21 protein-coding genes are annotated in these 22,686 nt (G+C 62.8%); 16 read left to right on the top strand and 5 right to left on the bottom strand.

Going from position 1 to position 22,686, the window contains the following annotated elements; genetic code table 11:
- The first annotated feature begins 57 nt into the window (after positions 1–57).
- From pdhA to P0Y65_08340, 9 genes are all read left to right on the top strand, one after another.
- Complete coding sequence (pdhA, locus tag P0Y65_08380) at positions 58–1,077, top strand: pyruvate dehydrogenase (acetyl-transferring) E1 component subunit alpha (protein WEK06246.1); 1,020 nt, start codon at positions 58–60, stop codon at positions 1,075–1,077.
- An 8-nt stretch (positions 1,078–1,085) separates the two neighbouring features.
- Complete coding sequence (locus P0Y65_08375; protein ID WEK06245.1) at positions 1,086–1,469, top strand: hypothetical protein; 384 nt, start codon at positions 1,086–1,088, stop codon at positions 1,467–1,469.
- 1 nt (position 1,470) lies between these two features.
- On the top strand, positions 1,471–2,859 hold the full coding sequence (locus P0Y65_08370; GenBank protein WEK06244.1) for a pyruvate dehydrogenase complex E1 component subunit beta: 1,389 nt from the start codon (positions 1,471–1,473) through the stop codon (positions 2,857–2,859).
- A gap of 11 nt (positions 2,860–2,870) precedes the next feature.
- On the top strand, positions 2,871–4,244 hold the full coding sequence (locus P0Y65_08365) for a pyruvate dehydrogenase complex dihydrolipoamide acetyltransferase (GenBank protein ID WEK06243.1): 1,374 nt from the start codon (positions 2,871–2,873) through the stop codon (positions 4,242–4,244).
- A 9-nt stretch (positions 4,245–4,253) separates the two neighbouring features.
- Positions 4,254–4,901 carry a GDSL-type esterase/lipase family protein gene (locus P0Y65_08360; protein WEK06242.1) on the top strand — a complete coding sequence of 216 codons (648 nt, stop codon included), beginning with the start codon at positions 4,254–4,256 and terminating at the stop codon, positions 4,899–4,901.
- A gap of 30 nt (positions 4,902–4,931) precedes the next feature.
- The gene (lpdA, locus tag P0Y65_08355; protein WEK06241.1) at positions 4,932–6,371 is read left to right on the top strand and encodes a dihydrolipoyl dehydrogenase; all 1,440 of its coding nucleotides are present in this window, start codon (positions 4,932–4,934) and stop codon (positions 6,369–6,371) included.
- 246 nt (positions 6,372–6,617) lie between these two features.
- Entirely contained in the window at positions 6,618–7,673 is a 1,056-nt protein-coding gene (locus P0Y65_08350) for a Gfo/Idh/MocA family oxidoreductase (GenBank protein WEK06240.1), read from the top strand.
- A gap of 42 nt (positions 7,674–7,715) precedes the next feature.
- Positions 7,716–8,699 (top strand): lipoyl synthase, encoded by a 984-nt coding sequence (gene lipA / locus P0Y65_08345; protein WEK06765.1) that lies wholly within the window; start codon positions 7,716–7,718, stop codon positions 8,697–8,699.
- A complete protein-coding gene (locus P0Y65_08340) occupies positions 8,699–9,142 on the top strand; it encodes a type II toxin-antitoxin system RatA family toxin (GenBank protein WEK06239.1) in 444 nt (147 codons plus the stop codon). The genes lipA and P0Y65_08340 overlap by 1 nt, the downstream gene beginning before the upstream one ends.
- Before the next feature lie 2 nt (positions 9,143–9,144).
- Here the strand turns inward: P0Y65_08340 and P0Y65_08335 are convergent, their stop codons facing one another.
- Together P0Y65_08335 and P0Y65_08330 are read right to left on the bottom strand one after the other, a co-directional pair.
- Positions 9,145–9,651 carry a CinA family protein gene (locus tag P0Y65_08335; protein ID WEK06238.1) on the bottom strand — a complete coding sequence of 169 codons (507 nt, stop codon included), beginning with the start codon at positions 9,649–9,651 and terminating at the stop codon, positions 9,145–9,147.
- Positions 9,651–10,874 carry a bifunctional 2-C-methyl-D-erythritol 4-phosphate cytidylyltransferase/2-C-methyl-D-erythritol 2,4-cyclodiphosphate synthase gene (locus tag P0Y65_08330; GenBank protein ID WEK06764.1) on the bottom strand — a complete coding sequence of 408 codons (1,224 nt, stop codon included), beginning with the start codon at positions 10,872–10,874 and terminating at the stop codon, positions 9,651–9,653. The genes P0Y65_08335 and P0Y65_08330 overlap by 1 nt, the downstream gene beginning before the upstream one ends.
- A gap of 166 nt (positions 10,875–11,040) precedes the next feature.
- Between P0Y65_08330 and dusB the strand changes: the two genes are divergently transcribed.
- From dusB to ntrC, 3 genes are read left to right on the top strand one after another with little or no spacing between them, the layout of a single operon-like run.
- Complete coding sequence (gene dusB, locus P0Y65_08325; protein ID WEK06237.1) at positions 11,041–12,021, top strand: tRNA dihydrouridine synthase DusB; 981 nt, start codon at positions 11,041–11,043, stop codon at positions 12,019–12,021.
- A complete protein-coding gene (locus P0Y65_08320; protein ID WEK06236.1) occupies positions 12,018–13,163 on the top strand; it encodes an ATP-binding protein in 1,146 nt (381 codons plus the stop codon). Before dusB ends, P0Y65_08320 begins: the two co-directional genes overlap by 4 nt.
- Positions 13,160–14,605, top strand: a complete 1,446-nt coding sequence (gene ntrC, locus P0Y65_08315; protein ID WEK06235.1) for a nitrogen regulation protein NR(I) — start codon at positions 13,160–13,162, stop codon at positions 14,603–14,605. The genes P0Y65_08320 and ntrC overlap by 4 nt, the downstream gene beginning before the upstream one ends.
- A gap of 17 nt (positions 14,606–14,622) precedes the next feature.
- Here ntrC and P0Y65_08310 read toward each other — a convergent pair whose 3' ends face one another.
- Positions 14,623–15,405 carry a DMT family transporter gene (locus P0Y65_08310; protein WEK06763.1) on the bottom strand — a complete coding sequence of 261 codons (783 nt, stop codon included), beginning with the start codon at positions 15,403–15,405 and terminating at the stop codon, positions 14,623–14,625.
- A gap of 422 nt (positions 15,406–15,827) precedes the next feature.
- Between P0Y65_08310 and P0Y65_08305 the strand changes: the two genes are divergently transcribed.
- The 4 genes from P0Y65_08305 (at position 15,828) to hflX (ending at position 21,422) form a co-directional block, all read left to right on the top strand.
- The gene (locus P0Y65_08305) at positions 15,828–18,167 is read left to right on the top strand and encodes a PAS domain-containing sensor histidine kinase (GenBank protein WEK06234.1); all 2,340 of its coding nucleotides are present in this window, start codon (positions 15,828–15,830) and stop codon (positions 18,165–18,167) included.
- Positions 18,167–19,549: a sigma-54 dependent transcriptional regulator gene (locus tag P0Y65_08300; GenBank protein ID WEK06233.1), complete on the top strand. Its 1,383-nt coding sequence runs from the start codon at positions 18,167–18,169 to the stop codon at positions 19,547–19,549. The genes P0Y65_08305 and P0Y65_08300 overlap by 1 nt, the downstream gene beginning before the upstream one ends.
- A gap of 203 nt (positions 19,550–19,752) precedes the next feature.
- Positions 19,753–20,001: an RNA chaperone Hfq gene (hfq, locus tag P0Y65_08295; GenBank protein WEK06232.1), complete on the top strand. Its 249-nt coding sequence runs from the start codon at positions 19,753–19,755 to the stop codon at positions 19,999–20,001.
- A 65-nt stretch (positions 20,002–20,066) separates the two neighbouring features.
- Complete coding sequence (hflX, locus tag P0Y65_08290) at positions 20,067–21,422, top strand: GTPase HflX (GenBank protein WEK06231.1); 1,356 nt, start codon at positions 20,067–20,069, stop codon at positions 21,420–21,422.
- Here hflX and mazG read toward each other — a convergent pair.
- Both mazG and P0Y65_08280 read right to left on the bottom strand, forming a co-directional pair.
- On the bottom strand, positions 21,419–22,228 hold the full coding sequence (gene mazG / locus P0Y65_08285) for a nucleoside triphosphate pyrophosphohydrolase (protein ID WEK06230.1): 810 nt from the start codon (positions 22,226–22,228) through the stop codon (positions 21,419–21,421). The two genes, hflX and mazG, sit on opposite strands and share 4 nt — an antisense overlap.
- 83 nt (positions 22,229–22,311) lie before the next feature.
- Entirely contained in the window at positions 22,312–22,542 is a 231-nt protein-coding gene (locus P0Y65_08280; GenBank protein WEK06229.1) for a hypothetical protein, read from the bottom strand.
- Positions 22,543–22,686 lie beyond the last annotated feature (144 nt).

The following is a 22,686-nucleotide window of genomic DNA, read 5'->3' as shown; positions in this document are numbered from 1 at the left end:
GCATATGTGGCCAGATCCCGGCCAACCAGCAATTCCATTCCTCGCGGAGCGTTCACAATGGCGCGTAAAGCTGTGGCGACCAAAGCCAAGACGCAATCCAATATCCCTGAACTGACCAAGGAGCAGGAGCTCGAGGCCTATCGCGAAATGCTGCTCATCCGGCGCTTCGAGGAAAAGGCCGGCCAGATGTACGGCATGGGCCTCATCGGCGGCTTCTGCCATCTCTATATTGGCCAGGAAGCCGTGGTCACCGGCATCACCATGGCCAGCGAGAAGGGCAAGGATGCCCAGATCACCGGCTATCGCGACCACGGCCACATGCTTGTCATGGGCCTCGACCCCAAGGGCGTCATGGCCGAGCTGACCGGCCGCCAGGGCGGCTTGTCGAAGGGCAAGGGCGGCTCGATGCACATGTTCTCCAACGAGCACAAGTTCTATGGCGGCAATGGCATCGTCGGTGCCCAGGTCTCGCTTGGCGCAGGCCTTGCCTTCGCTGCCAAATACAAGGGCGACAATTCCGTTTCGCTCGCCTATTTCGGCGACGGCGCTGCAAACCAGGGCCAGGTCTACGAGACCTTCAACATGGCCAAGCTGTGGAACCTGCCGGTCGTTTTCGTCATCGAGAACAACAAATACGCCATGGGCACTTCGATCGAGCGTGCCGCGGCCACCACCGACTTCTCCATGCGCGGCGCGTCCTTCGACATTCCGGGCGAGCAGGTCGACGGCATGGACGTCCGCATGGTCTATGATGCCGCCAAGCGCGCCATCGAGCATGCCCGTTCCGGCAAGGGCCCGTTCATCCTCGAAATGCTGACCTACCGCTATCGTGGCCACTCCATGTCCGACCCGGCGAAATATCGCTCCAAGGACGAAGTGACCAAGTATCGCCAGGAGCGCGACCCGATCGAACAGGTCAAGGCGCGTCTGCTCGAAGGCGGCGTCCTCACCGAGGAAGAGCTCAAGAAGATCGAGAGCGACATCCGCGCCGTCGTCACCGAGGCCGCTGATTTCGCCACCAACGATCCCGAGCCGGCTGCGTCCGAGCTCTGGACCGACATCACCATCAGCGCCTGAGGCCATAGATGAGCGTCCTGCTCGGGGTCATTCTGCTGTTCATGGTGCTCACGCTGGTCGTGGCGGTCCTTCAGGCCGTCGCCATTATCCGCGTGGCACCGGCCAGCGAAAATCTGGCCGGCTTCATGCCGCTGGGCTGGTGGAAATTCCGCCAGCTGGCGCAAAAGGCCGGCCCGGCCGCCGCCCAGCCGCTCAATATCTACAAGCGCGCCGTCATCGCTTTCGTCGTCTTCCTGCTGCTTGGCCTGGCGCTCAGCAGCTGGAGCGTCAACCGGCCGGCCACCCCGGCCGAGACGGCGATGATCGACCACGGCCGCGCCGTTCCCGCATTCCATTTCGACCTTCGCCGCGTGGCTCTGATGCCCGGCGCCCAAAATATCCTGGAGAGCTGATATGCCCCAAATCCTGATGCCTGCGCTGTCGCCCACCATGGAAGAGGGCAAGCTGTCCAAGTGGCTGGTCAAGGTCGGCGATACCGTCAAGTCCGGCGACGTGCTGGCCGAGATCGAAACCGACAAGGCGACCATGGAAGTCGAGTCGGTCGACGAGGGCGTGGTCAAGGAATTGCTCATCGCCGAAGGCACCGAGGGCGTTCTCGTGAACACCCCGATCGCGCTGGTGTTGGCTGAAGGCGAAACAGCGGAAGCCACCCCGGTCGCCAAGACTGCCCCCGAGCCCTCCGAAGCGCCGGTCGTTGCTGCCGAAAAGGCCGCCGAAGCCGCGCCGTCGCAGGCTGCCGTCCCCGCTGCGCCGAAATTCCAGGCCGACAGCGATCCGGACCTGCCCGAAGGCGTCGAAATGGTCGAAATGACCGTCCGCCAGGCGCTCAACGAGGCCATGGCCGAAGAGCTGCGCCGCGACAAGGACGTCTTCGTCATGGGCGAGGAAGTCGCCGAATACCAGGGCGCCTACAAGATCACCCAGAACCTGCTGCAGGAATTCGGCCCCCAGCGCATCATCGACACCCCGATCACCGAGCACGGCTTTGCCGGTCTTGCCGTTGGCGCCGCCTTTGCCGGCCTCAAGCCGATCGTCGAATTCATGACCTGGAATTTTGCCATGCAGGCAATCGACCAGATCATCAACTCCGCCGCCAAGCAGCTCTACATGTCCGGTGGCCAGGTCACCGCGCCCATGGTCTTCCGCGGCCCCAACGGCCCGGCCGCCCGCGTCGGCGCCCAGCACTCCCAGGACTATTCGGCCTGGTATGCCCACGTTCCCGGCCTCACCGTCATTGCGCCCTATAGCGCCGCCGACGCCAAGGGCCTGCTGAAGTCCGCCATCCGCTCGCCGAACCCCGTCGTCTTCCTCGAAAACGAAATCCTCTATGGCTCGACGGGTCTCGTCCCCAAGGTCGATGATTTCCTGCTGCCGATCGGCAAGGCCCGCATCGCCCGCAAGGGTAGCGATGTCACCATCGTCTCCTTCTCCATGGGCATGCGCTACGCCACCCAGGCCACCGAAAAGCTGGTCGCGGCCGGCGTCGACGTCGAACTGATCGACCTGCGCACCCTGCGCCCGCTCGATATCGACACGGTCATCGAGTCGGTGAAAAAGACCGGTCGCCTCGTCACCGTGGAAGAAGGCTGGCCCCAGGGCGGCATCGGCGCCGACATCTCGGCCCGCGTCATGGAACAGGCCTTCGACTATCTCGACGCGCCCGTCATGCGCGTCACCGGCAAGGACGTGCCCATGCCCTATGCCGCCAACCTCGAAAAGCTGGCCTTGCCCAACGTCGATGAAGTGATCGCGGCCGTCAACGCCGTGACCTACCGCTCGTAAGGAGAACCGGGATGCCAATCGATATCACCATGCCGGCGCTCTCTCCGACGATGGAAGAGGGCAAGCTCGCCAAATGGCACGTCAAGGAAGGCGACTCGGTCTCCTCCGGTGACGTCATCGCCGAAATCGAAACCGACAAGGCGACGATGGAAGTCGAAGCCGTCGACGAAGGCAAGATCGGCAAGATCCTCGTCGCCGAAGGCACCGACAATGTGAAGGTCAACGCCGTCATCGCTGTCCTGCTGCAGGAAGGCGAAGACGCCAGCGCCGTTGCCGCCCCCAAGGCCGAAGCGCCCAAGGCGGAAGCACCGAAGGCCGAGACAGCCGATGCGGGCACTGTCACGCGCGCCGATGCCGCAACGCAGACCGCGCCGACCGCCAAGGCCGACACCAATGCCAACACCGGCTCCAGCGCTCCTGCTGCCGCCAAGCCCGCTCCGGCCAAGACCGAAGGTGGCAAGGTCTTCGCCTCGCCGCTCGCCCGTCGCCTCGCCAAGGAAGCCGGCATCGATGTTTCGGCCATCTCCGGCACTGGCCCCAAGGGCCGCGTCGTCAAATCCGACGTCGAAGCCGCCAAGTCCGGCAGGACCCCGCTCAAGGCTGCGGCTTCCGCCCCGGCCGCTGCTGGCGCCGCCCCGACCGGCATGAGCCGGAACCAGGTCATCGGCCTTTACGAGGAAGGCGCCTACGAGCTCGTCCCCAACGATGGCATGCGCAAGGTCGTGGCCGCCCGCCTCACCGAGAGCAAGCAGACCGTTCCCCATTTCTACCTGACGCTCGATTGCAAGATCGACAGCTTGATGGCCGCCCGCGAGCAGATCAACGCGCTCGCCCCCAAGTCCAAGGACGGCAAGCCGGAATACAAGCTCTCGGTCAATGACTTCGTCATGAAGGCCTGGGCCGTCGCCCTGCAGCGCGTCCCCATGGCCAATGCCACCTGGGCCGGCGACTCCATCCTCTATCACAAGCGCTCGGATGTGGCGGTTGCCGTCTCCGTGCCCGGCGGTCTCTTCACCCCCGTCGTCAAGGCAGCCGACACCAAGACGCTTCGCCAGATCTCCGACGAGGTCAAGGATCTCGCAGGTCGCGCCAAGTCCAAGAAGCTCGCGCCCCATGAATATCAGGGCGGTTCCTCCTCGGTCTCGAACCTCGGGATGTTCGGCATTCGCGAATTCGCCGCCGTCATCAACCCGCCGCATGGCACCATCCTTGCGGTCGGCGCCGGCGAAGAGCGCGTCTATGCCGACAAGGGCCAGGTCAAGACCGCCCAGTTCATGACCGTCACCCTTTCGGTCGACCATCGCGCCGTCGATGGCGCCCTGGGTGCCGAAGTGCTCGGCGTCTTCAAGAGCCTGATCGAAAACCCGGTGATGATGCTGGCCTAGGGAGCCTCCATGAAAACCATCCTCGCCTATGGCGACAGCCTGACCTACGGCGCCAATCCGCAGCCCGATGGGCTGCGGCACGCCTATGAGAACCGCTGGCCGTCTGTTCTCGAACAGGGGCTGGATGGCCGCGCCCGCGTCTTTGCCGAGGGTCTAGGTGGTCGCACCACGGCCTTCGACGATGGCTCGGCCTCCTCGGATCGCAATGGCGCCCGCATCCTGCCAGTGCTGCTCGATACCCATAAGCCGCTTGATCTCGTCATCATCATGCTGGGCTCCAATGATCTGAAGCCCGCCATCCACGGCCGCGCCATCACCGCCTCCTATGGCATTCGCAAGCTGATGCAGACCGTGCTGGGCCAGTTCGTCAATCCCGGCGAGACCGCGCCCAAGATGCTGATCGTCAGCCCACCGCATCTGGTGGCAACGAACCATGCCGAAATGGGCATCCATTTCGGCGGCGAGCCGGCGATCGCCCAGTCAAAGCTGATGGCCGGCTACTACCGCACCCGCGCCGCAGAATACGGCGCCCATTTCTATGACGCCGCCGACGTGGCCCATGCCGATCCGACCGACGGGGTCCATCTCGACCCCGCCAATACACGCGCTATCGGCACGGGGCTGATCCCCGTCGTCAAATCCATTCTGGGTCTCTGACCCACCCGTTTCGACTTACTGGAGGCCCAGATGGCTGACCAATACGATCTTCTCGTCATCGGCGCCGGCCCGGGCGGCTATGTTGCCGCCATCCGCGGCGCGCAGCTTGGCATGAAGGTGGGCATCATCGAGCGCGAGCACATGGCCGGCATCTGCTCCAACTGGGGCTGCATCCCGACCAAGGCGCTGCTCCGCTCGGCCGAAATCTACGGCCACATGACCCACGCCAAGGACTATGGCCTCGTCGCCGAAAAGTTCAGCGTCGATATCGACGGCGTGGTCAAGCGCTCGCGCGCCATTGCCGCCCAGATGAACAATGGCGTCCAGTTCCTCATGAAGAAGAACAAGATCGACACGATCTGGGGCGAAGCCGTCATCACCGGCAAGGGCGAGGTCAAGGTCGCGCCCACCAAGAAAACCATCCAGCAGCCGCAGGTTCCGCCGCCCAAGAATGCGCTGGGCGAGGGCACGTACAAGGCCAAGAACATCATCATCGCCACCGGCGCCCGTCCGCGCGTCCTGCCGGGCATCGAGCCCGATGGCGACAAGATCTGGACCTATTTCGAAGCCATGAAGCCCACCGCGATGCCCAAGTCGCTGGTCGTGATGGGTTCGGGCGCCATCGGTGTCGAGTTCGCCTCCTTCTACCGCTCCATGGGCGCCGAAGTGACCATCATCGAGCTGCTGCCGCAGATCATGCCCGTTGAGGATGCCGAGATCGCCGGTCTCGCCCGCAAGCGGCTGGAAAAGCGCGGCATCAAGATCCTGACCGATGCCAAGGTCGCCAAGGTCGAAAAGACCGCGGACGGCGTCATCGCTCATGTCGAGCTCAAGAATGGCGACAAGCAGCAGATCGCTGGCGAAAAGCTGATCTCGGCCATTGGCGTGCAGTGCAATATCGAAGGCCTTGGCCTCGAGACGGTCGGCGTCAAGACCGAGCGCGGCGCCATCGTCATCGATGGCTATGGTAAGACCAGCGTGGAAGGCATCTGGGCCATCGGCGACGTCGCCGGCCCGCCGATGCTGGCCCACAAGGCCGAGCATGAAGCCGTCATCACCGTCGAAAAGATCGCGGGCATGAAGGTCCACGGCCTCGACAAGACCAAGGTCCCCGGCTGCACCTATTGCGAGCCGCAGGTTGCCAGCGTCGGCTTGACCGAAGCCAAGGCCAAGGAAGCCGGTCGCGAGATCAAGGTCGGTCGCTTCCCCTTCGTCGGCAACGGCAAGGCCATTGCTCTTGGCGAGCCCGATGGCCTGGTGAAGACCATTTTCGACGCCAAGACCGGCGAACTCCTCGGTGCCCATATGGTTGGCGCCGAAGTCACCGAGCTGATCCAGGGTTTTGTCATCGCCATGAACCTCGAAACCACCGAGGAAGAGCTGATCCACACCATCTTCCCGCATCCGACCCTCAGCGAGTCGATGAAGGAATCGGTGCTCGATGCCTATGGCCGCGCGCTGAATATCTAAGGGCAGGATTTGCTGCGGCCTCACCCCATTCTCGATGTCACCCCGGCCTTGAGCCGGGGCCCATCCCGAGATGTGTGACCGGCCGCCAAGTCGCTCTGCAAGCCACAACCACCTTGCGGCTGCAGAGCGATCTCAAGATAGGCCCCGGCTCAAGGCCGGGGTGACACCGAGTATGCGGAGGGCTCGAAACGAACCCGAAGCATCCAATGTTGTACCACCGGGGGCACAACCAAAGGAGTTATCCACATGGTCAAGGCGATCCAAGTCGGCCTGGGACACTGGGGATTCAGCTGGACGAAGGAAGTTATCCCCAAAGTTCCCAACATCCACATGGTGGGCTATGTGGATAGCAATCCCGACGCCATAAAGCGCGTGCAGGATGAGCTGGGTGTCGAGGACAAGCGCTGCTTCCTGAGCCTCGACGAGGCTGCCAAGGGCGTCGAGGCGGACCTCGCCATCTGCACGCTGCGCACCGAGGCGCATTATCCCGTGGTCAAGCGCTGCCTCGAGCTGGGCTTCAATGTGCTCGTCGAAAAACCCTTCGCCTCGACCATTGCTCAGGCCAAGGAACTGGTGGAACTCGCCCGCGCCAATGGCCGCGTGCTGATGGTCAGCCAGAACTACCGCTTCCAGCCCGCCCCGATTGCCGCTGCCGAACTGATCGGCGCGCAGAAATTCGGCCCGGTGAACCTCGTCTCCATCGAATTCCGCCGCCACGCACCAAGCCAGGGCTATCGCTATTGGGACATGCCCGATCCGCTGCTGGCCGACATGTCGATCCACCATTTCGATCTGATGCGCATGGTGCTGGGCGACGAGCCGAAGCGCGTTTCCTGCCGCACCTGGAACCCGGCAGCCAGCCCCTTTGGCCATCACCCGATCGGTGTCGCGACCCTCGAATTCGAGAAGGGCACCATTGTTTCCTATCGCGGCAGCTGGATGAGCTCGGGCCCGGTCACCCCCTGGGCTGGCGAATGGACCATGGATTGTTCGGAAGGCGAGATCATCTGGTCCTCGCGCGATCATTTCATGGGCAAGGCGGGCCCCGACAAGCTTGCCTTGCGCGAGCGCGACAAGGAGCCTGTGCCCTTCGATCTGCAGCCGGTGGAACTGACCGACCGCACCGGCACGCTCGGCGCCATCGCCAAAGTGATCGAGACCGGCTCCGTGCCCGCCCGCTTCAGCTCGGGTGAAGACAATCTTCATTCCCTGGCGCTGGTCCAGGCAACAATCCTCTCCGCCTCGCGCGGCGGTGATTGGGTCGAGATTGCCGAAATCATGCAGCAGGCGACAAGTAGCTAATCGGAAAGGCTGGGTTGAACCGGCTGCTCTCTGGGGCGATATATCGGGCACACTGCCCAGTCAGGACCAAAATTGGTTACGCTCATTGATAATTCCGCGCTGAAGCCGCGCCACCCCGAAAAGGCCAATCGGCCCGATAGCGTGGTGCTGCGCAAGCCGGACTGGATCCGCGTCAAGGCGCCGGGTTCGCCCATCTACAAGGAAACCCAGCAGATCGTGCGCGAGAACAATCTCGTCACCGTCTGCGAGGAAGCCGGCTGCCCCAATATCGGCGAATGCTGGTCCAAGAAACACGCCACCATGATGATCATGGGCGAGATCTGCACCCGCGCCTGCGCCTTCTGCAATGTGCGCACCGGTCTCCCGGGACCGCTCGATCCCAATGAGCCTGAAAACGTTGCCAAGGCCGTGGCCAAGCTTGGCCTCGAGCATGTCGTCATCACCTCCGTTGACCGCGACGATCTGGCCGATGGCGGCGCACAGCACTTTGCCGACGTGATCCTGGCTATTCGCGCCGCGACGCCAAAAACCACCATTGAAATCCTGACGCCGGACTTCCTGCGCAAGGAAGGCGCTCTCGAGATCGTCGTGGCCGCCAGGCCCGACGTCTTCAACCACAATCTCGAAACCGTGCCGTCGAAATATTTGAAAGTTCGTCCCGGCGCCCGCTACTTTCACTCCATCCGCCTGCTCCAGAAGGTCAAGGAGCTGGACCCCACCATGTTCACCAAGTCGGGCATCATGGTTGGCCTCGGCGAAGAGCGCAACGAAGTGCTCCAGCTGATGGACGACCTGCGTTCCGCCGACGTCGATTTCCTCACCATCGGCCAGTATCTCCAGCCGACCAAGAAGCACTATCCGCTGCAGCGTTTCGTGACGCCGGATGAGTTCAAATCCTATGCCACGGTCGCCACGGCCAAGGGTTTTGGTCTGGTCTCCTCCAGCCCGCTGACCCGCTCGTCGCACCATGCCGGCGAAGACTTCGCTCGCCTCAAGGCCGCCCGCATGGCCAAGATGGGTCACTGATGAAGCGTTTCTTCGAGCGGCACGTGCCGCATCTGCCCGATCGCATGTTCGAGATCGTCGCCGATCTCGCCGATTATCCGCGATTCATCCCCAACTGCAAGGCGATGGACGTCCGCAAGGACCCCGCCGCCGGCGATGCCGACGTGCGCCTGGCGAAGATGACGCTATTCTTCGGCCCGATCACCCAGGCTTATACCAGCCGCGTCACGCTTGATCCCGAGGCCCGCACCATCCGCGCCAAGGCCGTCGACGGTCCCTTCGCCTATCTCGACTCTGTCTGGAGTTTCGAAGCCGAAGGGCAGGGCACCCGCGTCCGCTTCGAGATCGACTTCAAGATCTCCAACCCCTTCATCGCCGCCGTCGCCGAACCGGCTTTCGCGGCCAAGCAGGAAGAGATCATGCGCGCCTTCGCCGAAGAAGCCGACCGGCGGTTCGGGGAGTAGGCCTACTCTTCAACCCCGCTCAGCACCTGCAGCACCAGGTCCAGCGCCGCTGCCGTGCTTGCCTTGCGGATTTCTTCGCGACCCAGGTCACCGAAACGATGCTCGATGACCACCGTCGCCAGTTCTGACGACACTGCCACATAGACCAGGCCCACCGGCTTCTTCTCGCTGCCGCCATCCGGACCGGCAATCCCGGTGACCGCCACGGCATAGTCGGCATGAGCCGTATTGCGGGCGCCATCGGCCATCGCCCGCGCCACCTGGTTGCTCACCGCGCCATAATCGCGGATCAGTCGTGCCTGCACATGGATCATGCGCGACTTGGCTTCGTTGGAATAGGTGACGAAGCCGCCATAGAGCGCTGCCGAGGCGCCGGGGATGTCGGTCAGGGTCGAGGCGATCATGCCACCGGTGCAGCTCTCGGCCGTCACGATGGTCTGTTGCCGCTCGGTCAATATGTCGATGATCTGCTTGCCCGCTCCGGGCTCAGACTTTGCCGTTGTTGCCATCAATCCTCCCTTGGCACTTCCACGCTGGCACTGGCCATGGCCACGATGCCTTCCTCCCGGCCAACAAAGCCGAGCTGTTCGCTCGTCGTTGCCTTGATCGCAATTCTCGATGTTGCGATTCCCAAGGCTGTTCCGATGACCTCCCGCATCGCCGGAACATGACTTGCGATCCTCGGCGCTTCGGCGACGATTGTCACGTCAAGATTGACGACTCTTCCCCCGCGTTCGGCAAGAAGTCGTCCAGCATGCTTGAGGAAGACCACCGAGGCCGCGCCGCGCCACTGCATATCCGATGGCGGGAAGTGGATTCCGATGTCGCCTTCGCCGATTGCACCCAGAATGGCGTCAGTCAGGGCGTGCAATGCGACGTCGGCATCCGAGTGTCCCTGTAATTTCTTTTCATGCGGGATTTTGACACCGCAGAGCCAGACCCCATCGCCAGGCTCGAATGGATGCACGTCAAAGCCCGTTCCGACGCGGGTTTCCATGGCAATGTCTCCAGCTAAGATGCGCTCGGCGCGGGAAAAGTCCTCGGGATGGGTGATCTTGATATTGTCCCGGTCACCCATGACCATGCCGACACGGAGGCCAGCCCATTCTGCGATCTCGGAGTCATCGGTGAAAATTCTCCTCACTGTCGAGGCCCGCATATGCGCCGAGAAGATCTGGCCGAAGCGAAAGCCCTGCGGCGTCTGCGCCGCGAACAATTGGCTGCGATCCTCGGTCGTCGCCACCTGTCGTCCATCCAGCGCCCGCTTGATCGTGTCGGTCACCGGCAACGCGGGCAGGGCGCCGTCGAATTGTTCAAGCGCGGCAATGACATCACTGATAAGTTGCGGCGTCGCAAACGGCCGCGCGGCATCCTGGATCAGCACCAGATCCGGCCGCTTCGGCGCCAGCGCCTTGAGCCCTTCCAGCACCGAAGCCTGCCGTGTCGCCGCCCCGATGATGGGCGCTAACAGCCTGTCATCACTCAATTCCAGCCCCGCAAACCGCTCTGCATGCTCGGCATGAATGACCGGCAAGACGTAGCTGACCTGTGGCAATTCCAGGAACGCCCGAATGGTCCGCGTCAGAACCGGCACCCCACCAACAGCGCGATACTGCTTGGGATCGGCCACCCCATCCCGGCCGGCGCGCTCCCCTTTTCCCGCTGCTACAACAATCACGGCGATGGACTTTTGACGCATGGAAACCGTATTACCTGGACTTGATACCGTCATCTCGCCGTGGTCTAGCCTCCGCCATGTCATGCGGCAAGTGCAGGGCTGCCGCACCACAGTCTTAGTCATTTAAGGTGTTGCGCCGCACTCCAATATGACTATTGTGCGGGCATTATTCTCGAAATGACCATTTCTGGGGCAGTTAGTGTCGGACAGTGCCTTTAAGTTGAGCATCGGGAGCCATCAGGTTGGCAACAATGCTTTCCTGGCACCGATGGCCGGAATCACCGATCGCCCCATGCGCAAGCTGGCCGAGCGCTTCGGTGCCGGCATGGTCGTCTCCGAAATGATCGCCAGCAACGCCCTCGCCGTCGGCAATCAGGACATGGCCCGCAAGCTGGGCAAGCCCGGTCGCCTGCCGCATATGGTGCAACTGGCCGGTTGCGAGGCTGAGTGGATGGATCGTGGCGCCAGGATGGCGCTGGACGCCGGCGCCGACATCATCGACATCAACTTCGGCTGCCCCGCCAAGCGCGTCACCAATGGCTTTTCCGGCTCCGCCCTGATGCGCGTGCCTGACCAGGCGATCAGCCTCGTCGACGCCGTCGTCAGTGCTACCCCATTGCCAGTAACCGTAAAAATGCGTCTGGGCTGGGATGACGACAGCCTTAATGCCCCCGAGATCGCCCGCCGTGCCGTTGCCGCCGGCGCCAGAATGATCACCGTGCATGGCCGCACTCGTCAGCAATTCTACAAGGGCAATGCCCGCTGGGAACTCGTTCGCGCCGTCGTCGAGGCCGTGGATGTGCCTGTGGTCGTCAATGGTGACATCATCGATCTGGCAACAGCCCGCGAGGCTCTGCAACAGTCCGGTGCCGCCGCCGTCATGCTCGGTCGCGGCGCGCAGGGCAGGCCATGGACCGTGGCCCAGATAGGTGCAGGGCTGGCCAATGCCGAAATTCCCGAGGCGCCGCAGGGCGATGACCTCGTCGCGCTCGTCTCGGAACACTATGAAGACATGCTCGTCGAGTATGGTGTCGCCGTCGGCCTTCGCGCCGCCCGCAAGCATCTCGACTGGTACACCGAGGCCGCCGGCATCCACCTCGACAAGCCGCGGCGCACGCAATTCCTCAACTGCGAAGAGCCCAGTCAGGTCCTTGTGCAGATCCGTGAAATCTTCTCCAACGAACAAAGGGCGGCCGCATGAATGCGATTGAGGCTGCGTCACCCTCGTCCATGATCGAAACCGTGCCGTCCACCGCAGTGCTGCAGGCCCTGCCGCAGCCTATTATCGTTTGCAGCGAAGATCGACAGATCACCTTCGTCAATTATGCTGCCGAAGCCTTCTTCGGCGCTTCGCTCAGCGTGCTGACCCGCCAGCGCCTCGATGACCTGATCGCCTTCGGTTCGCCTATCATCGGACTGGTCGAAACCGTCGCCGCCCGCCGTGCGCCGATGACCGAATACCGCGTTCGCGTCGGCTCCTCCCGCTTCGGCGACGAACGCATTGCCGACGTCTTCGCCAGCCCGCTGTCCGACAATGACGGCCGCGTTGCCCTGCTGATCCAGGAGCGCACCATGGCCGACAAGATCGATCGCCAGATGGTGTCGCGCGGCGCTGCCCGCTCGGTGACGGGCCTTGCTTCCATGCTGGCCCATGAGATCAAGAACCCGCTCTCGGGCATACGCGGGGCCGCCCAGCTCCTTGAACAGACCGTCAGCAGCGATGAAATCCCGCTGGCCCGGCTGATCCGCGAGGAGACTGACCGCATCGTCCATCTGATCGATCGCGTTGAAGTCTTCGGCGACGAACGGCCGATGGAGCGCGAGCCGATCAATATTCACGTCGTGCTCGACCGGGTGAAGCTGCTGGCCCGCAACGGGGTCGCCCGTGGCATTGCTTTTTCGGAAGAATACGATCCGTCGCTTCCCCCGGTTTTCGGTAACCGCGATCAACTGATCCAGGTCTTCCTGAACCTGGTGAAAAACGCCTCGGAAGCCCTTGAACGGACGCAGAAACCGGAAATTCGGCTGACCACGGCCTTCCGCCCCGGCATCCGCATTTCTGTGACCGGCGTCTCCGAACGCATCTCGCTGCCGCTCGAAATCGTCATCGAGGACAATGGACCCGGCGTGCCGCATGACCTGCTGCCATTCCTCTTTGATCCCTTCGTGACTACCAAGACCAATGGCTCGGGCCTCGGTCTGGCGCTGGTGGCCAAGATCGTCGGTGATCATGGCGGCGTCATCGACTGCGACAGCCGTCCCGGCCGCACCCGTTTCAGAATCCTTCTCCCCGTCGCGAGTGGGGCATTCCAGGCACCAATTGAAGAGGAAGTGGCGCAATGAGCCATGTCGTCCTGCTCGCCGATGATGACGCAGCCATCCGCATGGTGCTCAATCAGGCTTTGACCCGTGCCGGCTACGAGGTCCGTCCCACCGGCAATATCTCCACTATGTGGAACTGGGTCAGCCGTGGTGAAGGCGATATCCTGATCACCGACGTGGCCATGCCCGATGGCAATGCCTTCGAGGTTATGCCCAAGATCAAGAAGCTCCGTCCCGAGCTGCCGATGATCGTCATGAGTGCCCAGAATACGTTCATGACCGCCATCCGGGCCTCGGAAGTCGGGGCCTACGAATATCTGCCCAAGCCCTTCGACATCACCGAAGTCCTGTCCGTCGTGGCCCGCGCCCTGGCCGATGCCAAGAAACCCACGATCGGCGATCGCAAGGCCGAAGAGCCCGGCGAAACCATGCCGCTGGTGGGTCGTTCGACGGCAATGCAGGACATCTACCGCGCCCTGGCGCGTCTGATGCAGACCGACCTCACGGTGATGATCACCGGCGAGAGCGGTACCGGCAAGGAGCTCGTAGCCCGCGCCCTGCACGACTTCGGCAAGCGCCGCAACGGGCCTTTCGTCGCCATCAACATGGCCGCTATCCCGCGCGATCTGATCGAGGCCGAGCTCTTTGGCCATGAGAAGGGGGCCTTCACCGGCGCTAACACCCGCTCCTCGGGTCGCTTCGAGCAGGCCGAAGGCGGTACGCTCTTCCTCGACGAGATCGGCGACATGCCGATGGATGCCCAGACCCGCCTGCTGCGCGTGCTGCAGGAAGGCGAATACACCATGGTCGGCGGTCGAACCTCCATCAAGACCAATGTCCGCATCGTTGCGGCAACGCATCGTGATCTCAGCCAGATGATCCGTCAGGGCCTGTTCCGCGAGGATCTTTACTACCGCCTCAACGTCGTGCCGATCCGCCTGCCGCCCCTGCGCGAGCGCGTCGACGACGTCGGCGATCTGGCTGCCCATTTCCTCAAGGCAGCGCAGCGCGAAGGCGAGCCAATCAAGACCATTTCGGCCGATGCCATCCGACTGATGCAGAACTATTCCTGGCCGGGCAATGTGCGCGAGCTGGAAAACCTCGTGCGTCGCCTCTCGGCCCTTTATGCCGACGAAAGCATTTCGGCCGAGATCGTCCAGAACGAGCTCAACATCGCCGAGCGCCCGTCATCGACGGCCGGTGGCGGCCCCGTTGACGTCTCTGTGGCGGTTGAAACCCATGTCGGGCAGGTACTGCGCGAATATGAGCCCAACCTGCCGCCAGCGGGCCTCTATCAGCGCGTCATCGACCGGGTGGAGGCGCCTCTGATCGCCATGGCGCTGAATGCCTGCGGCGGCAACCAGATCAAGGCCGCGGACCTGCTGGGTCTCAACCGCAATACCCTGCGCAAGAAGATCCGCACCCACAGCATCGAGATCGTCAAGCACAGCCGGCGCAACTAGCGCCGGCCAAGCCGGTGTCACGGCGCGTCGATGACAACCCGGCTCTTGCGCCGCTCGCTGAGGGCCAGCATCAGGCCTGCCGCGACAACGAAGAACGCGCCGATATAGACCGTCAGCACCGGCATCTCGCCGAAGAACAGATAGCCGAAAACGAAGCTCCAGATCAGAGCTGCATATTCGACTGTGCCCAGCACGCTCGCCGGGACGGCCCGCGCCGCCTCCACGAGCACGAATTGCGCCGTGCCCCCGATCAGCCCGGCTCCGACGCAGATCGCGACTTGCTCAATCGTCATGGTCTGCCAGAACGGCAGCGCGACCGCACCCATCAGCACGACATGAATGAGGTTTTGCGCAAAGACCTGCACCACTGTCCGGTCGCTCTTCGAGATCGTCCGCATCAGGATCATCGCCACGGCCCAGAACAGCGCGGCGCCCAGCACCATCAGCACCGGCCAGCCGATGGAAAATCCCGTCGGATTGGCAGCGATCACGACGCCGAAGAAGCCGATTGCCGTTCCACCAACGCGCGCCAGCGTCAGCGTTTCCTTGAGAAACATGACGGCCAGCACCGTCGTTATGACCGGCGCGACGTAGTAGAGCGTGGTCATCTCTGCCAGCTGCAACTCGCGACCGGCAGTGTAATACATAACCCATGCCGCCAAGGTCATCAGGCCACGTCCCAGGATCAGCGTGCGGTTCTTTGAGCGCCACAGTTCAAGGACAATCCCGATGCGCCCGATGAAGAGACACATGATGATGACCACGATGCCGCGCACAAACAGGATCTGCGCTGCGGGCAGGGCGGTGATGTGCCCTTGACCATCGCGTCATGCAGATTGAACAGCGAATAGGCGCCGATCCCCATGGCCATCCCGGCAAGGCTGGCGGTTTCGATGCGGGCGGGGACTGGGGCGGTCACGGGTGGAGACTCTGATGGAGTTGGCGCAGTGATGTGCCTGCGCGTGCCGGACTTGTCCAGATGGCTTGCAGCAAGGCGCGACAGAGGTTTGAGGTGCGAGGCAAGGATCGAAATTGCCGAGTCTTCGCGCCCTGCGAGCGTAGCTCTCCGGGCCTGATCGCCTGAAAACACGCCACTGGCGTGTTTTCCCGCCGAAGGCGGCGGCAATCAGTGTCACATTTTGGCAACATTTGTCTTGAAGGGTCAGCCAAATTGGGTCAGACTCTGCCCTTCGTGGCGGAGACGGAGTGCCTTTCGGCATCTATGAGCGAAAATACGGCAACAGAAGCAGGGCGCGACCAGAGCGCCGGACCCGGCGCGGCCAGCCCTGCCTCGTGGTTCCTCGCCTCGGCTCAGGCCAACCGGCCGCTCCGCATCCTCGGCTTCATCGTGGTTTTTGCCTCGGTGTTGATGTCGTCGATCTCCTTCCTGATCCTCACCCGCACCACCAATATCGAACCCTCCACCACCATGTGGACGGTGATCTGGATCGTCACCGGCATATTGGTGCTGCTGGTGATCGCCTTGGTGCTCACCGAGGCGGCCCTGCTGATTCAGGCGCGCATGCAGCGTCAGCCGGGCGCGGGCTTGCAGATCCGCATGGTCACCATGTTCGCCCTGGTAGCAGCACTGCCGGCCGCCCTGGTCGCCATCGTCGCCACAATTGCGCTCAACCAGGGCCTCGACCAATGGTTCTCCGAGCGCACCCGCGCCATGGTGGAAAGCTCGCGTCTTGTCGCACGCTCCTATCTGATCGAGCACGCGCAGGTCATTCGCGACGACGTCATCTGGGTGGCCTCCGAGCTCGAGCAGGCCCATAGCGTCTTCAACGAAGATCAGGAGCGCTTCCAGCGCATCCTCACGGCCCTGGCGGTCACCCGCTCGCTGCCCTTCACCTCTTTGGTCAACGGCGCAGGCGAAACCCTGATGCGAGCCCAGATTGCCGTGCAGGGCGCCTATCCGCAACTGCCCGAGGGCATGACGCAGAACCTGGTGGAAGGCATTCCTGAGGCCATCGCCCCCGGTCGCATCAACCTAGTCGGCCAGGTCATCAAGCTGCGCGGCTACGAGGATACCTTCCTTTTCGTCGCCCGCCCGGTCGAGGCCGAAGTTCTCGAATACATGCAGCTTACCGACGAGAACATCACCGAATATCGCCAATATGCGTCCAACCGGCTGGTGTTCCAGATCACCTTCACCATCCTCTATGTCGGTCTGGCCGTGGTGCTGCTGCTCGCCGCGCTATGGGTCGGCATTGCCCTGGCAAACCGCTTCGTCGACCCGATCAGAAACCTCATGGTCGCTTCCAATCGCGTCAGCAATGGCGATCTCGATGTTCAGGTGCCGGTTCAGGAAGGCAGGGGCGATCTTCGCGATTTGTCGAACGGTTTCAATCGCATGACGTCGCAACTTAAGAACCAGCGTGAAGCACTCGTCACCGCCAGTGAAATGAATGAGAAGCGTCGCCAGTTCACTGAAGCCGTGGTGGAGGGCGTGTCCGCGGGCATTATCGGTCTCGACGCCTTCGGTGCCATCAACCTGGTCAATGCCCGCGCCTGCGACATGCTGGATCGGCAGGAAATCGACCTGATGGGCGAGCCCATGGAAAAGGTCATGCCCCAGCTCGAACCGATCCTCGAACGCGCCCGCTCGGCGCGCCGCGGCCAGGTGCGCGACCAGATCCAGCTCGGCAATGAAACCGACCGCCGCACCTATCAGGTCCAGCTCACCCGCGAAGGCACCATCGCCGAATCCAAGGGCTATGTGCTGACCTTCGACGACATCACCGACCTCGAATCCGCCCAGCGCACCAGCGCTTGGGCCGACGTGGCGCGCCGCATCGCCCATGAGATCAAGAACCCGCTGACCCCCATCCAGCTCTCTGCCGAGCGCCTGCGCCGCCGTTATGGCTCCAAGCTGGAGGACGATCGCGAGGTCTTCGACAAATGCATCAACACTATTGTCCGCCAGGTCGGCGATATCGGCCGCATGGTCGATGAATTTTCTGCCTTTGCCCGCATGCCCGAGGCAGCGCCCGAGGTGACCGATCTCAGCGACACCGTGCGCCAGGCCGTTTTCCTCGAAAGCGTCCGCCTGCCGGAAATCACCATCCGCACCCTGTTGCCGGAAGACGCAATCTATGCCTGGTTCGACAATCGCCTGATCGCCCAGTCGCTGACCAACCTCATCAAGAACGCCGTGGAGGCCTTCGAAGAGGTCGATACGTCCTCGGAAAGCTTCGAGCCAACCATCATCGTCGAGGCGCAGCTGGAGGGCACCCACGCCCGCGTGTCCATCTCCGACAATGGCAAGGGCTGGCCCAAGGACAACCGCCAGCGCCTGCTGGAACCCTATATGACCACCCGCGAAAAGGGCACGGGCCTCGGCCTCGCCATCGTCGCCAAAATCATCGAACAGCATGGGGGCATCGTCGAACTCGTCGATGCCGAACCCGATCCTTACGGTCGCATCGGCGCCTGCGTGACCTTCACACTGCCTTTGCAATCGCCCACCAAGACTTCAGAGGCCGTAGGCGCCGCTACCGCGGAGCCGACATCTGCCCAACAGGAGGAACCACCGGTTCGCGCCGCGGTTCATAAGTAATGGCACTCGACATTCTCATCATCGACGACGAAGACGATATCCGCGACCTGATCGCGGGCATTCTCGAAGACGAGGGCTTTGAGGCGCGGCAGGCCCATGACGCCGACAGCGGCCTCAACGAGATCGCGCGCCGTCGACCGAGCCTGGTGTTCCTCGATATCTGGATGCAGGGCTCGCGCCTCGATGGGCTTCAGCTGCTCGACGTGTTCCAGAGCCAGCATCCGGACATGCCGGTGGTGATGATCTCCGGCCACGGCAATGTCGAGACGGCCGTCTCGGCCATTCGTCGCGGCGCCTATGACTATATCGAAAAGCCCTTCAAGATTGACCGGCTGCTCCACATCACCCAGCGCGCCATGGAAGCGACGCGCCTGCGCAATGAAGTGGCCGAACTCAAGGAACGCTCTGCATCCAAGAGTGCCGAACTGGTTGGTCCTTCGCCATCGCTGCAGCAGGTGCGCGGCATCATCGAGAAATCCGCACCCACCAATTCGCGCATCTTCATTTCCGGCCCCTCGGGCGCTGGCAAGGGGCAGGTGGCCCGCCTGGTCCATCAACGCAGCCCGCGCGCCGAATCGCCCTTTGTGGAGATCAACGCCTCGCTCTACGCCCCCGAGGAAGTGCCCGTGGTCCTGTTCGGCCGCGAGACGCGCGAAAAGACCGGCATCCTCAAGGTGGAAGTCGGCGCCCTCGAAAAGGCCCATGGCGGCACGCTCTATCTTTCGGAGGTCACGACGCTACCGGCCCAGACCCAGGCCGCGCTGCTCCGCACCCTCGTGGAAAACCGCTTCAACCGCGTCGGCGGCACCCAGGCCGTGCCGATCGACGTCCGCATCATTTCCTCCAGCTCGCAGAATGTTGCGGCGCAGATCGAGGCCGGTGAATTCCGCTCCGACCTCTTCCATCGCCTCTCCATTGTGCCGCTGCCGCTGACCCCGCTCAAGGAACGCCGAGAAGACGTACCGCCACTGGTGGGTGTGTTCATCGAACAGGTTGCTCGCATGCACAATCTGCAGCGCCTGACGGTCGGCGACGACGCCATTGCGGTGCTGCAGGCCCAGGAATGGCCGGGCAATGCCCGCCAGTTGCGTAACTCCATCGAACGCCTGCTCATCCTGATGAAGGACCAGCAGCCCGAAGACGGCGTCATCACCGCCGCCATGCTGCCGTCCGACATTGGCGAGGTGCTGCCCACCGTTGGCGACACTGATGCCTCGGCACATCTGATGAGTCTGCCCCTGCGCGACGCCCGCGAAGTCTTCGAACGCCAGTATCTGCTGGCCCAGATCGAGCGCTTCGGCGGCAATATATCCAAGACCGCGGAATTCGTCGGCATGGAGCGCAGCGCGTTGCACCGCAAGATCAAATCACTTGGATTGTAACTGCCCGTCGACCACTCGGGCATGACCTGTCAATTTGTCCGCCCCGCCATGCAATGGCTGCGGTAGGCAGCAAAAATGTTCTGTGCCATAGTGAAGCTGTGAATTGCAGTCATGTTGGACTGGACCAGACACGGTAACGGTCCCGATTGGCAGCAATTTTCACTGAAAACAGCGACAGACAATGTCGCGGAAAAGAGGCCCGAATGCCCAGCGAAAAGCAACCTAATCTCCAGGATTCCTTTCTCAACCACGTCCGCAAGCAGAAGGTGCCCGTCACGATATTTCTCGTGAACGGCGTCAAGCTGCAGGGTGTGATCACCTGGTTCGACAATTTCTGCCTGCTGCTGCGCCGCGATGCGCAATCCCAGCTCGTGTACAAGCACGCCATCTCGACCATCATGCCGGGCGCGCCGATCCAGCTGTTTGATCCCGAGCAGAACACCGACGACTGACGCGCCGTGGCGCGGACCGACGAAACCCAGGGTCGCCTCGCTTCGGGGCGGCTTAGCGAGTTGCAATGACAGACTTTGATGATGAAGAGGCCATCCACAAGGGTGGCCCGAAGGCGTTTATCGATCGCCGTGCCAAGCCGACACGCGCCGGCGTCGTTGTGCCCGATGTGCGCGGCCAGCTGTCCCAGCATTCCATCGAAGCGCGGCAGGCCGAATTCGAAGGCCTCGCCGAGGCGATCCGGCTTGACGTCGTCTTCGCCGAAATCGTCAAGGTTCGCGAGGTCAAGCCGGCCACCTTCATCGGTGGCGGCCACACCGAAATGCTGGCGGGCCGGGTCAAGCAGGATGAAATCGACTTGTTGCTGGTCGATGCGTCGCTGACCGCTATTCAGCAGCGCAATCTCGAAACCGAGACCGGCGCCAAGGTGCTCGACCGCACCGCCCTGATTCTGGAGATTTTCGGCGAGCGCGCTGCCACGCGCGAAGGCGCGCTGCAGGTGGAACTGGCCCACCTCAACTATCAGAAGGGCCGGCTTGTCCGCTCCTGGACCCACCTTGAGCGCCAGCGCGGCTCCGGCGGCAGCGGCTTCATGGGCGGCCCCGGCGAAACCCAGATCGAAAGCGATCGTCGCCAGATCATGGACCGTATCGTCCTGCTCGAAGATCGCCTCGATAAAGTCAAGAAGGTCCGCACCCAGCAGCGCCAGCAACGCTCCGGCACGCCGATCATCGCCCTGGTCGGCTATACAAACGCCGGCAAATCAAGCCTGTTCAACACGCTGACCGGGGCTGGGGTCTTCGCCCAGGACCTGCTGTTTGCTACGCTTGACACCACCGTGCGCAAGCTGGACCTGCCACATGGCCGCGAGGTCATCCTCACCGACACCGTCGGTTTTGTCGCCGATCTGCCGACCGACCTGGTCGCTGCCTTTCGCGCTACGCTCGAGGAAACCATCGACGCCGATGTGATCCTGCACGCCCGCGACATTGCTAACGAAGATCACCCGGCCCAGGCCCACGACGTCTTGAAGGTGCTCGGCGAACTTGGCGTCCTGCCGGAGACCACGCCGATCATCGAGGTCTGGAACAAGGTGGATCTGGTCAATGAGGCCGACCTCGTCGGCATCGTTCCGGCCAGCAAGGTCGCGGCCGTCGTTCATGCCTCGGCCAAGACCGGGCAGGGGCTTGATGCGCTCAAACTGGCCATCGAGTCGGCCCTGGCCGAAAAGAGCCGGACTTACCACGTCCACGTGCCCCATTCTGCTGGTGCCGACATCGGCTGGCTGCATAGCCATGCCGAAATCGTTGGTCGCGACGAGCCGACCGAACAGGGCTCCGGTTTCACCATCCGCGTCGATCCGCGGCACAAGACCGCCTTCCTCGAACGCTTCAATGGCCGGATCGAGCTTGTAGAGGCTTAGGCCTTGTCGGCGGCGCGGATCTCGTTCCAGTAGCCATCCAGCCGGTCCAGTCCGGCCGCCTTGGGCTCGATGCCATCCTCGCGGCAACGCGCCTCGACATGGTGGAACCGCCGGGTGAACTTGTAATTGGCATCGCGCAGCGCCGCCTCGGCATCGACACCGGCGTGGCGGGCAAGGTTGGCCACGGCAAACAGCAGGTCGCCGATCTCTTCCTGAACTGCAGCCACATCGCCAGAGGCCTGAGCCTCGACGACCTCATTGAGCTCCTCGTCGACCTTTGCCTTGACCGAGGCAAAGTCTGGCCAGTCGAACCCGACCTTGGCGGCGCGCTTGGTGAGCTTGCCGGCACGGGCTAGCGCCGGCAGCACATTGGGCACGTCATCGAGCAGGGATGGCGTCTCGTCGCCCTTGCGCGCGGCCTTGGCGGCGCGTTCCTGGGCCTTGATGGCTTCCCATTGCTTCTCGGAGGCGTCGGAGGTGCCGGCCACTACATCGCCGAACACATGCGGATGCCGGCGGATCAGCTTTTCGGTGATCGATTGCACGACATCGCCAATATCGAAGTGCCCGGCCTCGCTGGCCATCTGCGCGTGATAGATTGGCTGCAGCAAGAGATCGCCAAGCTCCTCGCGCAAATCGGAAAAATCCTCGCGCTCGATCGCATCGGCCACCTCATAGGCCTCCTCGATCGTGTAGTGGCGGATGGTCGAAAAGTCCTGTTCAAGGTCCCAGGGGCAGCCACCATCGGGATTGCGCAGCGCCGCCATGATTTCGATCAGGCGGGCAATATCGCGGGACGGCTGCATGGGGACCTCGGGAGCACAATGAATCGCTGTGGCCCCAGCTTATCAGCTTGTCACTGCAAGACTATGCTCGGCTCACGCGGCCTTCAGAAGTAGTAGCGCGCGACCGACGAGAAGGGGCGGAGGGCAGCTTCCTCGACCGGGTCGGGTTCCCAGGCCTTGCCATTGAGATAGCAGGCGTCCTGTTCGGCGCGGGTCAGGGGCAGAGCGTCGTCGGGCTCGGTCAAACCACCGAAAAATGCCCTTTTGCGTGGCGCCTCTTTCGCCTCAGCATGCTTGACGACTTCTGGTGAGAAGATCCCAAAGAACGTGACCATAGCTGCGTCTCCTGTTTCAGCCGGTTGCGGCGTCAGACTCCTGCGACATGTCTCGTCACTGCCAGGCAGCGATCAAATGAACCTAGTTGGACCTGCGGGAGTGGGGGAGAGGCTGGAAGGGTAAAGCGTTTTTAACTTTGCCGC

Source organism: Candidatus Devosia phytovorans (assembly GCA_029202405.1).
In the GTDB taxonomy this organism is placed as follows: domain Bacteria; phylum Pseudomonadota; class Alphaproteobacteria; order Rhizobiales; family Devosiaceae; genus Devosia; species Devosia phytovorans.
The sequence above is the reverse complement of the archived record's forward strand: the minus strand, read 5'-3'. Positions and strand labels throughout refer to the sequence as shown.

Excerpts from the sequence above, each read along its gene's own strand:
- pdhA (WEK06246.1), top strand. The coding sequence starts at position 58 with ATGGCGCGTAAAGCTGTGGCGACCAAAGCCAAGACGCAATCCAATATC.
- P0Y65_08375 (WEK06245.1), top strand. The coding sequence starts at position 1,086 with ATGAGCGTCCTGCTCGGGGTCATTCTGCTGTTCATGGTGCTCACGCTG.
- P0Y65_08370 (WEK06244.1), top strand. The coding sequence starts at position 1,471 with ATGCCCCAAATCCTGATGCCTGCGCTGTCGCCCACCATGGAAGAGGGC.
- P0Y65_08365 (WEK06243.1), top strand. The coding sequence starts at position 2,871 with ATGCCAATCGATATCACCATGCCGGCGCTCTCTCCGACGATGGAAGAG.
- P0Y65_08360 (WEK06242.1), top strand. The coding sequence starts at position 4,254 with ATGAAAACCATCCTCGCCTATGGCGACAGCCTGACCTACGGCGCCAAT.
- lpdA (WEK06241.1), top strand. The coding sequence starts at position 4,932 with ATGGCTGACCAATACGATCTTCTCGTCATCGGCGCCGGCCCGGGCGGC.
- P0Y65_08350 (WEK06240.1), top strand. The coding sequence starts at position 6,618 with ATGGTCAAGGCGATCCAAGTCGGCCTGGGACACTGGGGATTCAGCTGG.
- P0Y65_08340 (WEK06239.1), top strand. The coding sequence starts at position 8,699 with ATGAAGCGTTTCTTCGAGCGGCACGTGCCGCATCTGCCCGATCGCATG.
- P0Y65_08335 (WEK06238.1), bottom strand. The coding sequence starts at position 9,651 with ATGGCAACAACGGCAAAGTCTGAGCCCGGAGCGGGCAAGCAGATCATC.
- P0Y65_08330 (WEK06764.1), bottom strand. The coding sequence starts at position 10,874 with ATGACGGTATCAAGTCCAGGTAATACGGTTTCCATGCGTCAAAAGTCC.
- P0Y65_08320 (WEK06236.1), top strand. The coding sequence starts at position 12,018 with ATGAATGCGATTGAGGCTGCGTCACCCTCGTCCATGATCGAAACCGTG.
- ntrC (WEK06235.1), top strand. The coding sequence starts at position 13,160 with ATGAGCCATGTCGTCCTGCTCGCCGATGATGACGCAGCCATCCGCATG.
- P0Y65_08305 (WEK06234.1), top strand. The coding sequence starts at position 15,828 with ATGAGCGAAAATACGGCAACAGAAGCAGGGCGCGACCAGAGCGCCGGA.
- P0Y65_08300 (WEK06233.1), top strand. The coding sequence starts at position 18,167 with ATGGCACTCGACATTCTCATCATCGACGACGAAGACGATATCCGCGAC.
- hfq (WEK06232.1), top strand. The coding sequence starts at position 19,753 with ATGCCCAGCGAAAAGCAACCTAATCTCCAGGATTCCTTTCTCAACCAC.
- hflX (WEK06231.1), top strand. The coding sequence starts at position 20,067 with ATGACAGACTTTGATGATGAAGAGGCCATCCACAAGGGTGGCCCGAAG.
- mazG (WEK06230.1), bottom strand. The coding sequence starts at position 22,228 with ATGCAGCCGTCCCGCGATATTGCCCGCCTGATCGAAATCATGGCGGCG.
- P0Y65_08280 (WEK06229.1), bottom strand. The coding sequence starts at position 22,542 with ATGGTCACGTTCTTTGGGATCTTCTCACCAGAAGTCGTCAAGCATGCT.